General features: G+C 68.3%; 9 protein-coding genes. 2 read left to right on the forward strand and 7 right to left on the reverse strand.

Translation table 11 applies throughout. From position 1 onward, the window contains the following. Positions 1 to 66 precede the first annotated feature (66 nt). From KME80_RS34495 to KME80_RS34515, 6 genes are all read right to left on the reverse strand, one after another. The gene (locus tag KME80_RS34495) at positions 67 to 3,366 is read right to left on the reverse strand and encodes a hypothetical protein (RefSeq protein ID WP_219510879.1); all 3,300 of its coding nucleotides are present in this window, start codon (positions 3,364 to 3,366) and stop codon (positions 67 to 69) included. A gap of 538 nt (positions 3,367 to 3,904) precedes the next feature. Beyond that, on the reverse strand, positions 3,905 to 5,449 hold the full coding sequence (locus KME80_RS34500) for a hypothetical protein (RefSeq protein ID WP_219510883.1): 1,545 nt from the start codon (positions 5,447 to 5,449) through the stop codon (positions 3,905 to 3,907). A 169-nt stretch (positions 5,450 to 5,618) separates the two neighbouring features. Next, on the reverse strand, positions 5,619 to 6,377 hold the full coding sequence (locus tag KME80_RS52195; protein WP_219510885.1) for a hypothetical protein: 759 nt from the start codon (positions 6,375 to 6,377) through the stop codon (positions 5,619 to 5,621). 998 nt (positions 6,378 to 7,375) lie between these two features. Further along, a complete protein-coding gene (locus tag KME80_RS52200) occupies positions 7,376 to 7,501 on the reverse strand; it encodes a hypothetical protein (protein ID WP_269433553.1) in 126 nt (41 codons plus the stop codon). Between the two features lie 97 nt (positions 7,502 to 7,598). Beyond that, positions 7,599 to 8,831, reverse strand: coding sequence for a tyrosine-type recombinase/integrase (locus tag KME80_RS34510; protein WP_219510888.1), 1,233 nt, complete (start codon positions 8,829 to 8,831; stop codon positions 7,599 to 7,601). Positions 8,832 to 9,279: 448 nt separating this feature from the next. Continuing rightward, positions 9,280 to 9,420 (reverse strand): hypothetical protein, encoded by a 141-nt coding sequence (locus KME80_RS34515; protein WP_219510891.1) that lies wholly within the window; start codon positions 9,418 to 9,420, stop codon positions 9,280 to 9,282. Positions 9,421 to 9,650: 230 nt separating this feature from the next. On the opposite strand from KME80_RS34515, the gene KME80_RS34520 reads away from it, so the two are divergent. Continuing rightward, positions 9,651 to 12,011, forward strand: a complete 2,361-nt coding sequence (locus KME80_RS34520) for a coiled-coil domain-containing protein (protein WP_219510894.1) — start codon at positions 9,651 to 9,653, stop codon at positions 12,009 to 12,011. 645 nt (positions 12,012 to 12,656) lie between these two features. Here the strand turns inward: KME80_RS34520 and KME80_RS34525 are convergent. Next, positions 12,657 to 12,932, reverse strand: a complete 276-nt coding sequence (locus tag KME80_RS34525; protein ID WP_219510896.1) for a hypothetical protein — start codon at positions 12,930 to 12,932, stop codon at positions 12,657 to 12,659. An 875-nt stretch (positions 12,933 to 13,807) separates the two neighbouring features. Between KME80_RS34525 and KME80_RS34530 the strand changes: the two genes are divergently transcribed. After that, positions 13,808 to 13,972, forward strand: a complete 165-nt coding sequence (locus KME80_RS34530) for a hypothetical protein (RefSeq protein WP_219510899.1) — start codon at positions 13,808 to 13,810, stop codon at positions 13,970 to 13,972. The last annotated feature ends 1 nt before the right edge of the window (position 13,973 follow it).

The following is a 13,973-nucleotide window of genomic DNA, read 5'->3' on the forward strand; positions in this document are numbered from 1 at the left end:
GCTCCACCCGCCCGCCCAGCTGTATCCGACCGGCGACCCGGCCTTGGCACCCGTCACCGAGGCCGCCTAAGATCCACTCACGGCACCTACCTCGTCGAGCCTTTTACACCGCTCCGAGGACGCGACCTTGCGCATCCGCACGACGCTCCATTGGCCCTCTCGCGGCAGCGCTGGCGTCCCGTACGCGGCGAGCGCGAACTCTACGGGGCCCCCGGTGGAGCCGGCCACCTCGGCCCGCACGTTCGCTACCCGCATCCGCTGCAGGGAGTCGCCGATGTGCAGCTCGCAGTCGACCGGGCCTCCGACGGGGCCGTACCTGTTCAGGAGCGCGGCGAGCTGTGAGGAGTTCAGTGGCGTCTGCTGCGCGGCGTTCGGGCTGATCAGTTGAACGAAGCCGAGCTGACGCTGGGCGGGGACCAAGCCGATGGGCCGGCCGTGCGGCCCGGTCATCTCGCAGGCCTGGCCTCGGTCGAGGTTCTCGAACCCGATGTCGGTGTCGAAGTACACGGCCTGCAGTTCGACGCCGGAGCCGATGGTGACCCGCCGGGAGGTCTCCCGGATCTCGCGGATCTGGAACATTCCCCGCACGACGCCCGGGTGGAAGACGCAGTCGCTGTCAGGGCGATGGAACAGGCCGGGCGTCGCGGCGACCCAGCCGCTGTCACGGCGGACGACCGTCCCGTGGCCTTCGCGCCGGATCGTGATCCGGCGCACCACCTTCGCCATGCAGGGCCAGAGGATGCTCTGGATCTCCACGACCTCGTAGTGGGCGCGTCCGGTCATCACGCCGAACTCGACCTTGGTGACGTCGACCGGGCCGGCGTCGTCGTTGGTCCAGGTGCTGAACGTGCTGGCGCCGTAGCCGGAGAAGTCGACGCGGGTCACCGGGACGCGCCCGACGTGGCCGCCCGCGCCGAACGCCGCGTTGAAGAACCCGTCGACGACGCTTCCCAGGACGTTGTGGGAGCCGTCGACGCTGTGCTGCGTCTGAATCGCCACTCCGGGCAGCCCACGCGATGTTGCCGCGTCGAGGCTGACCTGGAGCCCGCCCGTGTACGGCCCGAACAGGGGTGCGGTGAGGTTCAGCTGCGGACGTTCGCCGGGTGCGTGCTGGCCGTCCGTCGCAGGGACCGACGCGACGGCCTTGATGCCGAACGGCAGTGTGAACCGGATCGCCGCCCTGGCGGTGTCGCGGCCGGCGAGCGAGACCAGGTTGCGCAGCAGCGGTTCGGGGGCGAGTGGTGTCAGGTGCACCGAGTCGTCGCTCACCCCCAGCACCAGCGGCCCGCCGTCGTCCCTGGAGGCCAGCGGGTCAGGAAAGCCTGGCTCCAGGTCGTCCGGATGGGTGCGTACCGGCTCCCAGCTGACCTGAGGCAACGCGACCGCCCGCAATTCGGACGCGTCGGCGACCAGGGATGTCTCGCTGACCGACACCGGCGGCCGGGTACGCCGATCGACGCCGAATGCCGTGCCCAGCCCCCACTGGTCGGCGTTGCCTGACAGGTCCAGCATGACGAGAGGCGGGTGCGTCCGCTCGACGCGCAGCGTCTGCTCCAACCGCCGTCCGAGCTCGCCGTCCACCTCGTCGTCGAACAGCGGGCGGCCGATCGGGAGCAGGCCGAGCAGGGCGTCCTCGTCGGGGGTGGCACCGCTCACCAAGAGCCTCGCAGCCGCGGGGAACGTGGCCCCCGACCAGGTGAACACGGCGGTCACCCGGCCTCCCGGCTGCAGGTCGGGGCGGCGCATCGGGTCGAAGCCCGCCGCGTAGGGGTCGGGCAGGAAGGGGATGATGCCGCGCAGCCCGTACGTCAGCCGAAGCCCCGCTCCCTCGATCCGCGCCGCGTCGATCAGCAGCCCCACGGCGTCGAGGTCGAGGGGCGGGGTCGTCATCAGCAACGCGTTCTGCAGGGCAAGCGGTGCAAGCCGTTCCTGCTCCGGCTCGCGTTCGCCGACCAGGTGGATCCAGGTGCGGGTGTCGGTGTCCGAGATGCAGACACATGCCTGGGGTATCTCCACATGTGTCGGTGTCCCGTCAGCTTGCCGGGGTGGATCCAGGTGGGCGTCGAGCCTCGCCCGCACCGCCAGCACGTCGACACCTGCCCGCGACGACACGAACTGCAGCCGGAAGCGGCCTCGGTAACGCAGTTCGATCGACGCGCCCCGCCAGAGCGTCAGCTCCTGGCGCGCGATCGGTGGCGTCGCGCCGTCGCAGGCGATCGCCAGCTCCCGGGAGTCGACCGCGACGACGGCCCTTGAGGCAGTGTATCCCCCCGCCTCAAGGCCCGGCCAGGTGGCATGCATGCCCTTGTCGACCACGAGGGCCATGGCGCCGATGTCAGCCGCTTCGCCCAGCTCGTTCGAGTCGGTGACCAGGCTGGTCGGCAGCAGCCATCCGCCCGCGTGGACCCGCCATGTGCCCTCGGGCCGCAGCAGGTTCGACCGTACGCCGCTCGGCGTCACCTCGCTCTGATCCGGCCGGTACGGCACCAGTACCCCATCGGTCAGGTCTTCCCAGACGGCCTCCTCCTGGCCGGGTGTGAGGGTGACTGCGGCGCCGAACACCTCCAGGCCGCCGCCGTCGGCGTTGATCAGGTACGCGCCCGCGTGGGAGAAGTGGAACTCGGCCACCGTGGGCCGGATGGCGGTGGCCTGTCCGGCGTCCTGTCCGGGGCCGGTGGTGGGGGAGGGGACGGCAGGCGCATCCAGGGTGAGCGTCAACAGGCAGTGGGCGTGGGCGTGGGTGACCAGCCGGTCGCCGAGCCGTTGGGGAGGGTCTTCGAAGGTGAGCGTGCCCGATGACACCCGGAGCCCGGTGAAGCCGTGCGCGCCGGCCGCCAGCGTGGCCGCCTCGATCCAGACGCTTCCGCGGCCGAAGGTGTACCTGCGGTCGCCGTCGCTGACCGCATCGGCCGGCAGGTGCAGGAAAGGCACGGTTCGCGGGCGGCGCTCCACTCGTACGAAGTCGATGGCCTCGATGAGGTCGTAATACACGAGGCGTTCCTTGGCTTCGAGCATCGGGCCGAAGGTGCGCGCGGTGTGGTGGCCTCCGGTCCTCGCGGGGAACGACGCACCCTGGTGGGCGCCGCGTCCCGGCAGCTCCCGCCGAAACAGCCGTGAGCGCGGCGGCCCGGTACCGCTGGAACGCTCGGCGACGGCCTGCGCCACGACTTGCTGCAGAAGGCCCACCGTGTCGCGGAACTCCTCGGAGCTGGGCACCCACGGCGGCACGCCGCTGCTCGGCTGGTCGAAGAGGCTGTGCGCCAGCCGCCACCGCAGGTCGTCCAGGTCCTCGTAGGTCGCCGGCGACACCGGATCCAGCGCTCCGGTGACGCGGAACAGCTCGGTGAGGACTTCAGCGGAGTTCATCGCGCCCGGCTTTCCTCATGCCCTGGTCACCCCAATGCCGCGAGCGCAGGGTGGCCGCGGAGAACCGGAGTGGCCCCCTGCGTGCGTCCGGACCTCGCCGCCGCCGTCAGTGTGGTTGGTCACGTTGCCCTGCATGGCACGTCGCCCGCTACGCCCCCCGGGCGATCCGCCCCTGGCGGCGTTCTTCTGGAACCGATCCTACGCGAACAGTGACGGGCTGACCACGCTTGTCGGTGCGTGTCGCAGCGAGTGCCGCCAATGGCGGAGCATGGACACCCGCGGGAGCGGATGGTCCTCATGTGATCGGCGCGAGGCGGCTGCCCTGTGGTTCCTCGGTGAGCTGCCGGCCTGTCTGTGCCGCCCTGGGGTGCCTCCATCGGCGACGAATCCGGCGGCCAGAGTTCGGCGCGCCTCCCCTTGGCGCCGTCACTGACGAGTACTCCCTGTCGTGGCTTCCTGCTTTACAGGCATGATCATGAAGGGAGTGGTCGAGCAGTTCTTCCCTTGCAGGAGCTCCTCGACCACTCGAATGGTGGGTCTACGGGACATAGATGAAGATCGCCGAGGCGATGTCGGCGATCACCTTGATGTCGTCCCCGACGTTCGACTCGGGTTCTCGCGGGTTGTATGTGATCGACAAGGCGCGGGTGGCGTTGCGGGTTCGCAGGGCGTTCCAGATGGGGTTGCGCTGGAGGCCGGCGTCAGTCAGTCGCCATGTCTGACCGTTGAAGGTTTGCCGCAAGGTCCACAGCACGATGTGATCGGCCCCTGTGCGGAGCGGGGCGTCGATGCGGTCCTGGATGAGGCGGTTGGCGCTGGTGGCCGTGATCGCGCTGGTTGCGCCCGTGTGGGCCAGACCGATTTCGCGGCTGCCGATGTACAGCCCGGGCACCCGGGTCTTCCAGCTGAGCAGTCGCAGGCGTTGCCAGAGGTTGGCAGCGGCGGCCTTCGTCGTGATCTTGAATTCGGCGTACTTGTCCGCGAAGAGGCCGCCGGTGATGTTGACGGCGTCGACGGCCCCGCTCAGCACGTAGCTTTCGACGCGTGCCAGAGTCAGCAGGGGGTAGGCCTGCCGCATGGCCTGTGCGCAGCGCTGGTTGGAGCCGCAGCCGAGTTCGGGGATGACGACGTCCACAGCGATTTTGCGGCCGGCCGGCAGAGTAGCGCGCAGGGTGCGTGAGGTTTCGGTGACGAATTGGCTGATCTGATCTTCGTCGGTGAATCCTCTCAGCCCGAGGTCGTAGGCGAGTTTCACGCCGACGACACCGGGCCGGTCGGCGAACTGGCTGAGCTGCTCGGCTGACGCCTTGAGGTGTTCGGGCCCTTGCTTCCAGGCGTTGACGAGGTCGGTTTCCAGCCAGATGCGGAGCCCGTGGGCGCGGGCCTGCGCGAGCGCTTGGGTGACAGGGTCAGCGGGGTCAGCGGGGTCGTGGGCCTGGGTTGGCGCGCTTGTTGTGGGTGATGCCGACGGGGGCGTGCTGTGTGAGGTCGGGCCCGGCTGGTGGGCCGGGTCGCTGTCAGCCGGCTGATCGGGCAGCGCGGCCGTGGGGGTGTCCGGTGCGGTCGGTAGGCGTTTGTCGGGAGAGACCACCATGACGGCAGGCTCGTCTGCGCAGGCGTAGTGGGGATTGCGGCCAGGTCGGCAGATGCCGCCGGGGGGGTCAACGGGTTTGCCGGTGTTGTCGACGCAGTGGTATTTGCCGTCTGGCGCCTGCCAGAGGCACACGAGCTGCTTGTTGCAGTTTTTGAGGGGGTTGATGGTGGCGTGGTGGCTCTTGCCGGAGTCGAGGCAGAAGTAGGTGGGGGGATGGGAGCCGGTCTGCTCGGAGGCGGAGGACATGGTGGCTGTTGTGCTGGGGGCCGGCATCTCGCCTGGGATCAGACTGATGTGATCGCTGGCGTTGAGGTTGTCCAGGCACTGCTGGTAGGCAGGCGTCCCGGGGGTTTCCCAGACGGCGCAGGCGGCCTCGTTGCCGGCGCTGCGGTTGGGGTTGGCGATGGCTAATCCGACGGAGCCTGTGACGGCCGCCAGGATGATCGCGGACAGGATGATCAGATGCCGTGTGGGCCGGAAACTCTTCATGTGAGCTCCTGTCGAAGGGACGGAGATGGGGACGGGGGCGGGGTGCCGCGCTGGTGCCGATCCGGGGCGTTGGCTGCGCACGGCCATGCTCAGCAGCGGAGCGGACCTGGATCGGCAGTGACTTGAGCAGAACCGGCGGCAGTGTGGTTGACGCCGGGCTTGAGGTGCGTCAGTGAGGGCTGCAGTTGCTCCAGTAGCCGCCGCCGGTGGTCGAGGGGGAGACCACCCAGGTGCCTTTGTCCTTGGCGATGTCCCAGGACACGGTCAGGGGGAGAGTGCCGCTGGCCGTGCTGGTGCCCTTGGTGGTGATGCCGTCGCCGGCGTTGGTGCCGCGCCAGGTGATGGTGATGGTGCCGGATTCGGTGCGTGCGGAGCCTGGGCAGCCGGGTTCTGCACGTGGGGCGTTGATGGTGAAGGAGCCGTCGGCGTCGACGTTGATGCGGTCGGTGCCGGTGGCGGACCAGGTGCCTGTGCCGGGGGAGATGTTGACGCTGATGGAACCGCTGCGGCCGCTTCCCAGCGAAAGGGTGGTGCTGGGCAGATCTGCGCGGGGAGCGGGTGGCCGCTGCAGGGAGGGTCTGGGGGTGGAGGGAGCGGAGGTGGTAGTGGAGTTCGAGGGTGGTGTGCGGGGTTCGTTGTGGGGGCTGCGGGTGGGCTCGAGGCGCTGTTGCGAGGTTGGGTCTCGGGGGGTGGGTCGTCCGTCGGGATGTTTGGTGCTCTTTCGTGTTGTGGGCCGGGTGGTGGGTCGCCGGGTGGTGGAGGGCTTGGCCGGCATCGTGAGGGCGGGTTCGGGTGTGAGGTGCGGGTCGTGGGTTGGCGCGGGAGGGGCGTAGGTGTCGAACGGCAGTGGCCCGAGGTCGATCTGTGTGTCCTGCTCGGCCATGCCGGTGGCGGGGGGCGCGGGCGGTTCGAAGGGGTTGAACAGCATGGTGAGACAGATCAGTCCGACGACTGCCACTCCTGTGGGTAGGCCGGCGCGGCGTAAGAGCCTGGTATCGGCGGCGATCGAGGCGGGCTCCGGGTCGCTTGGTAGGTAGGGGTTTCGGCGATGCCGTCCTGGACCTTCGTGCGCTGACGGCTTGTGCGGGCCTCGGGATGGCTGTTGCCGGCAGTCGTCGACGGGTGCGGGGCGGGAGGGGCAGAGGAACGCAAGTGGACGCTCCTTCATGCGTGTCACCCCTTTTCCTGAATCCTGACAAGAACCTCAACTATCAGTTGATGGCAATGGCCAGAATCTAATGAGGATGCATTGTCGCAGGCGACGCATTGTCGGCGTCACGCAAACATTGTTTCCGTTTTGTGATCCAATTCAGGCAGATGAGCACAACGGGCCCCTTGCCGTCGTCAACGGCGATGGCAACCCCTAGCGCAGGACACCGAAAGGCCATCCACCCTCACCCCCACGTGCGCCGAGGCCAGAACGCGCGCATCTGGCCACATGAAGCAGGGCCGCCGTGTGCAGCGGCTCCACACGAGGCCGCTGCCCGATCGCCTTCCCGCCACCAGACGCTGCTCTCGCCGGAGGTGACGCACTCGTACGCGGTCGCGGCCTCGCGGGTGAGAATCGCGCGGTCTTCCTGATTCACCAGGGCGGCGACCTCTGGTGCCACGTTCAGGGCTTTCACGTAGCAGTCTCCCTGCCTTGGAGAAGCTATGGCGGAGGTTCTTCTCCAACAGCGCACGCAGGTGGCCGTCTCTGCCCATCCGGAAACCCGGCAGACCGGGCACTTGTTCCAGTGCTCGATGTAGGCGGAGAGCTCGGCTCGTAGGTGGGTCGGGGCGGGAGTGGCGCCCCGATCGACCGCCATCATCAGGCCATTGCAGTAGTTACACAGCACACCTTCTCCGAACTACCAGTGCGATCTTCCTCGTTGAGGTCGAGATGCACGGGGGTCGTCCGTCTGCCGGGTTCTGAGAGAGGGGCGGTCAGAGGGTGCTGGACCGCCCGGCGATCTGGTTGAAGGTGGGCAGGCCCAGGTGGATCACAGAAGGCTTGAGTGCGGCATCGAGCTGAGTCAGCTTCTCCTCGGCGCCCGCCAGGCTGATCTCCAAGCCCTCGACCTCGCCGAGCCAGCCTTCACGCTGAGCTTCGGCGATCCGATCAAACAGGTTGTCGCGGATCTCGATCAGGCGGTCACGCTGGGACGGTTCAGGCCGGAGGAGCGAACATCGGACGCAAGCGTGCTCGTGGATGCACGACGTTCCGAAGGCCCGAGCGCAGGTTCCCAGAGAGCTTGCGCTTCTCGAAGTGGGCGAGGAAGGCGTCCCACTCCTCGTTCGTCGGGGTCCGGTATTCCTCGCTGGGACGAAGCGATCGTTGACGGGCGATGAATGCGCGGTGCGCTTCGATGGCGTCTGCCGGATAGATGGCGTTGTAGCCCATCGTGGTGTTGATGTCGGAGTGACCGGCCAGGACCTGTGCGATATGGGGCGGCAGGCCGCTGCGGATTGCGTCGGTGATGAAGATTCTTCGGAAGTCGTGAGGAGCGAAGTCGAGGGGCTTGCCTGCGGAGTCGGTGAGCCCGGTTCGTTTCAGGACCTCGTTAAGACCATCGCGGATCATTTGGCGGGACACCGGCGTGCGCTGGCCTCCGTATGTCCACTGGAACAGCAGCGGCATCGGCGGGTTCCAGATCTTCTCCGCAACGTCGTAGATGGGCAGCATCGGGATCGCGCCTGTTCGAGGGTCACGGCCGCGGGCGATGACCGTGCTCAGGACGTCGGCCAGCTCTGGGCTGACAAGGAGAAGCCGTTCCTCGTCTGTTTTCGAGGGAGCGACCTGAAGCAGAGGCACTATGTCACCGCTGGTGGGCAGCTTGTATTGGATCAAGGCGTGATGGCTGGCCTCCAGCATCTCCTCGATCCGGACACCGGCGTGCTGCAGGAATTCGATCGTGGCCCAGGCCCAGAATGCCCGCTCCTCGAGCAGTCCCAGATGAATGCGTCGGCCGGACTCGTCGTAGGCCCGGAACGGAGTCGACGAGTCCTTCTTCTGGCGCGTGTAGGTCCTGCCTCTGAACATGAACTGGCCGCCGAGTGGGGCGACTCGGAGGGCGTCCATCCCCTCCTGGGCCTCCGTCCAATTCGCCCTGGCGGCACGGACAACGGTGGACAGCGCGGGCAGTCGTTCGCAGTCTCGTGCATCCGCACGAGTAGCCCGGTTCCACTCGATGTCGAGCGCCCACAGGAACCGCCACCAACGCAGCAGGTCCATGCCGTATGACCGGACCGTGGAGGCGGATTTGCCCTCTGCCTGCAGCTCGGCGAAGAAGGCCCGGACGGGGCCGACGACAATGCCACCCTGGTCGACTATCTGGTACGGCGCCCACTGATCGCCGGCCTTTTGTAGCCGGCCCAACTCGGGCAGGACGAACGTCGCCAAGTCCCGCTCGGGGACATGACCTTGAAGCATCCCGAGAAGCTAGCGGAGAAACGCGTTGACCTGCAGAACACATGAGTTAGTTCGGTCAACGGGCCGCGAACCCAGCTGTGAGCGTGGCAGTGGTCACTCACGCGCGGATGTTCGATGCCCCCGCACACCTCACATGGTCCCTGGGGGCGTCCCAGTTTGCGGAATCATTCGCGGCCATACTTGACCGGCTCGTCTGCAGGCTCTTGCACCACACGTCCATCTTGGCAGCCGTCCTGCTGCCAAGAACGAGCTGACCACCGAGGCTGATCGGGCTGCTCGTAATCGCGGTAGCAGACGGTGAGCGAAGGTGGGTGTACCGCGCCCTGTCTCAACCAGCTATGAGGGCAACTCCAATAACGCCACAGTGCTCTGAGTCTGGTTGGTTCCTGACTCCCATCCTGCCTATGCATGAGTGCCTTCATGAGTTGTCTGGATTCGTCTTGTCCGGGTGGTTGTTCGTTGGTCGGTCGCTAGGGGCCGTGCGGCGGGAGATAATGGCGGTGGTCAGGTTGAGTGCGGCCACGGCCAGAGGAACCAGGGCGGGGATCAGATCTTTCACGGTCTCTCCTGCGGATTACTCCGGCGCGGTTTGCTGCCGGCGCACCTGAGTACAGCTCCGGGCGCGGGCGTTCGGCCGCGCCAGCGGACCAACCCGGAGAAAACCACCGCTGGGCGGAGCAGGTTCGGGCAGGCTGGACACTGTCAGCCGTGTGTGGCAGCCCGAGTGTTCGGCAGTGTCCGGCGGTTGCGGCGAACAGCCTCGGTGCAGTGCCCGAAGGGAGTCTGCCGGTGAGTGGTGAGCAGCCTGACCTTGGTCAGATCCACACACGTGCCGAGTTTAAGGGCGCACTTGAACGGCTGCGCGCGGGGCGCTCGTACGCCGCCCTCGATAAGGCGGCCGAGGGGAGGTTGCCGAAGTCGACCGTGTCGGACCTGCTCAACCCCGATAAAGGGCTCCCCGATGAGACGACGCTGGAGGCGCTTCTTCGTGCGTGCGGGGTGCCGCCTCACCAAGAGTCGGCCTGGTTGAAGGCCCGCAAACGCGTTCTCGGCGGAGGTGACCCGCGTACCGCCGGGTTGATCAGGGTGGCCAAGGCCGAGCCCCGCCGGCTGGGGGTGCACGCCGCGATCGATGTTCCCGGCGCAGACGGTGAGCTGCCTGCCTACGTCGAACGCGACACCGACACCGCCCCCCGGGGTGTGCGCACGTTGATCGGCAATGCTGCCGAAGGCGGGCGGGGCGGCCTGGTGGTGCTTGTTGGCAGTTCATCGGTGGGCAAGACGCGGTGCGCCTTCGAGGCGATACGGGCGCGGGTGCCGGACTGGTGGCTGCTGCACCCTTCCGATACCGCTCAGATCCGCGCTATTGCTGCTGATCCTCCCGCTCGCCTGGTGGTGTGGCTAGATGAACTGCAGCGCTACCTTGACGGCGTTGATGGGCTGCAGGCAGGTACGGTCCGGGCCCTGCTGGCACAGGGGGCGGTGCTGGTGGCCACCTTGTGGCCCGACCGCTACGACATCTATACCGCCCTACCGCAGCCTGGCCAGCAGGACACGCATGCGCACGAGCGGGAACTGCTTTCGCTGGCCGACGTCGTCGACATCGCCGAACGCTTCACCCCGGACGAGCGCGTCCGCGCCGAGCAGATCGCTGCGGACGGGGATGTCCGGCTCGCCGTCGCCCTCCACTCCGACGACTACGGGCTGACGCAGACCATCGCCGCTGCCCCTCAACTGATGCGCCGCTGGCGGCAGGCAGACGCCTACGCTGCGGCGGTTCTCACCGCCGCCGTCGACGCCACCCGCTTGGGCGTGGACTCACCGTTACCGGCCGCGCTGCTGCTTCAGGCCGCACCCGGCTACTGCGATCCCCGCCAGAGCGCCAAGGCCCCCTCCAACTGGTTCGAAAACGCGCTGGCCTACCTGACCGAGGAACTGCACGGCGCGGCCAGCGCGCTCACACCGATCGCCAGCCCGCGCGGGGGCATGGGCCAGACCACCGGCTACCGCGTGGCTGATTACCTGCAACAGCACGCCCAGGCCGAACGGCGCCACGCCAAGATCCCGGCTACCTGCTGGCAAGCCCTGACCGACCATCTCACCGACCCCAGTGAACAAACCCAAGTCGCCGGCGCCGCCTGCGACCGGCTGCTGTATCGCTACGCCGACCGCCTTTACTGCAACGCCACCCAAACCGGAGCCCCGCCCGCGGGCCTTCAATGGATCGATCTGTTGGCCAGGCGGGAGAACGTTGAGGAGTTGAGGCTGCACGCCGACGCCGGAGACTGGTACGCCGCCGAGCGGTTGGCCAGGTTGTTGGCGGAGCGGGGGGAGGTTGAGGAGTTGCGGGCGCGCGCCGACGCCGCCGGAGACTGGAACGCCGCTGGTCGGTTGGCTGGGTTGTTGGCGGAGCGGGGGGAGGTTGAGGAGTTGCGGGCGCGCGCCGACGCCGGTGACCAGCACGCCGCCTTCCGCCTGGCCAGGTTGTTGGCGGAGCGGGGGGAGGTTGAGGAGTTGCGGGCGCGCGCCGACGCCGGCGACCGGTACGCCGCCGACGGGCTGGCTGGGTTGTTGGCGGAGCGGGGGGAGGTTGAGAGGTTGCGGGCGCGCGCCGACGCCGGTGACCAGCACGCCGCCTTCCGCCTGGCCAGGTTGCTGGCGGAGCGGGGGGAGGTTGAGGAGTTGCGGGCGCGCGCCGACACCGGCGACCCGCACGCCGCCGACCGACTGGCCCGTCTGTCGATGGAGTGGAGAGAACGGGGGGAGGTTGAGGAGTTGCGGGCGCGCGCCGACACCGGTGACCAGCACGCCGCCTTCCGCCTGGCCAGGTTGCTGGCGGAGCGGGGGGAGGTTGAGGAGTTGCGGGCGCGCGCCGACACCGGCGACCGGTACGCCGCTGGTCGGTTGATCGATCTGTTGGCCCAGCGGGGGGAGGTTGAGGAGTTGCGGGCGCGCGCCGACACTGGCGACCGGTACGCCGCCGACCGGCTGGCTGGGTTGCTGGTGGAGCGTGGGGAGGTTGAGGAGTTGCGGGCGCGCGTCGACGCCGGTGAACCGTACGCCGCAAATTGGTTGATCGCGGCGCTCGTCAAGCGGGGACAGGTGGAAGAGGCGGAGCGGTTGCGGCGCTATGGACTGGAGGCGGAGTGAGGGCGAGTCGTACCAGACAGTGCCGGATTCTGTCTGGTACGAAATGATTTAAGCAACGCTGCTGATCTGCGATAATGCGCAGGGATGATCTAGTGGTCTCGCCGGGCATGTCCAAATGTCGTGTTTGTCATGGTTTGGAGACGATGGCCCTCGGCTCCCGCAAATCACCAACAGTGCTCAAATGATTACTATATGCTCCGCCGTAACGGCGTGATCACCGCTCGCCGACGCGGGGAAGGCGAGGGCCAGGCGGCCGCCGGAGGAGGAGGGGCCTCGGAATGGCCCGAGGGTCCTCGCCCGCCCGTCAGCGAACACGGCGGCGGCCGAGCTCTTCATCAGCTCGAAGCGGTGACCGCCTCGATCTCTCGCATCCTGGCTTCCAGCCGCTCGCCCCGCGCCTCCAGATCGGGCCGGGGGTCACATCAAGTGAGTTCTCAAGTCGGACAAGCCGCAACTCGCCGTGCAAGTACTCCACCTCTGTGCTTGGCCCGTAGGGCTGACGGCGAGCGATCCAGCCGCGCGGAGTCGCAGGAAACCGATAGGACCGCCAAAGCAGCTCAACACGCCGGAAGATCCACATGCGCCGCATTGTTCCGCAAGCCCTGCCGCCCACACCACGCCACCAGGGGCCCAGAGCGACCGGAGTCAGCGAACGCCCAGTGCCGCCCCTACCCCCTTCGCCAGCACCTCGATGATGTCGGGGACGTAGAAGATCACGCCTATAGCGACCGACACCAGCATGAATTGCACAAAGCGTGTCAGCTCTCGCGTGAACAAGAAGACCAGCGCCACGACCGAGACGACCACGAGAAACAGCGGGGCAAAGTAGGAACGCAGGAAGTCGGCCAGGCCCGCCGTGTCGAGACCGCCCGCAGGCGCAGGCGTGGCGGCCGGCGTTGTCAGGAGCGTCCCGCGATCCATCCTCGTCCCCCTCCGAACGAGCCGCCCGCCAGCGGCCGCACCGCCTCGGCCGAAGGCAGGCTAGCCGCTCGCCGTAGTGCCCGCCGTGGTGATCGACGAGGCCGCTCTCCGGGGCGCGGCGAACCGTCCGCATTCCCTCCGATTTAGGTGTTTTCCCTGGTAACAGCTCTACCTCGCCGCCGCGCGTATCGCTCCGAACGCGGAACGGTTCGGCCACGCTGAGGCACGTCAGGAGTGATCGAGGGAGACGCCATGCACGGTGAGCACGACGACCCCACCCCTCGGCCCCGGCGAACCGGCCGTGGCGCCCCGCGCCGTACGGCATGGGCGAGCCGCCCGGGCCCGGCAACGCCGCCCCGCCACCGAGCCCGTACGCCGAGCCGCCCGACGAGGAACCCAACGAGGGACCCACTGACCCCCACGGCGAGCAGTACGCCCCCATGAACCCGCGGCCGTACTCCACGCCGCAGCCCCCCGGCGACGAGTACGAAGAGGAGGACGGCGCCTGGTACGGGCGGATACCTCGCGCGTCGACTGGCGAGCAGTCGCCCCCGTGGCGGGAGTTGTGGAGGCCGCCGTGGGCCTGGCGATCTGGGCAGCCTGGCCGGACGAGCAGCCCAGCGCCCAAGCAGGCCCGACCCCCACACCGGCTGCGAAGCTGCGCTACGTTGACAACGGCGAGGCCAGGCCCACGCCGTTTATCTCAAGCTCCGCCACCGCGGACCCGAGCCGGTGCGGGTGTCCGGTCTCAACGGGCCAGGCATCTACCAGCTGCCAGACGGCCGCCTCAGCTGGGCCAGGCCCCCGGCGCGCACCCCGCGCAGGCCAATGCTGATCGCGGTGAGCTGCTGCTGGCCAACCTGCCCGCCGAGAACGTGACCTGTCTGCCCGGCGCCGAGCTCGGCACCGCCGAAGCCATCACCACCGGCGCCGGCCGCCCCTTCGACGGGCCCGACACCCTGTCTCCCTTCGGCCGCGCCGCCCTGGACGCGCTCGGCCTCCAGCTCCACCCCGTTCCCGCTCCGACTCTCGTGAGGTGAC

Source organism: Nonomuraea ceibae, from assembly GCF_019396325.1.
In the GTDB taxonomy this organism is placed as follows: domain Bacteria; phylum Actinomycetota; class Actinomycetes; order Streptosporangiales; family Streptosporangiaceae; genus Nonomuraea; species Nonomuraea ceibae.

Excerpts from the sequence above, each read along its gene's own strand:
- KME80_RS34495 (WP_219510879.1), bottom strand. The coding sequence starts at position 3,366 with ATGAACTCCGCTGAAGTCCTCACCGAGCTGTTCCGCGTCACCGGAGCG.
- KME80_RS34500 (WP_219510883.1), bottom strand. The coding sequence starts at position 5,449 with ATGAAGAGTTTCCGGCCCACACGGCATCTGATCATCCTGTCCGCGATC.
- KME80_RS52195 (WP_219510885.1), bottom strand. The coding sequence starts at position 6,377 with ATGCTGTTCAACCCCTTCGAACCGCCCGCGCCCCCCGCCACCGGCATG.
- KME80_RS34525 (WP_219510896.1), bottom strand. The coding sequence starts at position 12,932 with ATGGATCGCGGGACGCTCCTGACAACGCCGGCCGCCACGCCTGCGCCT.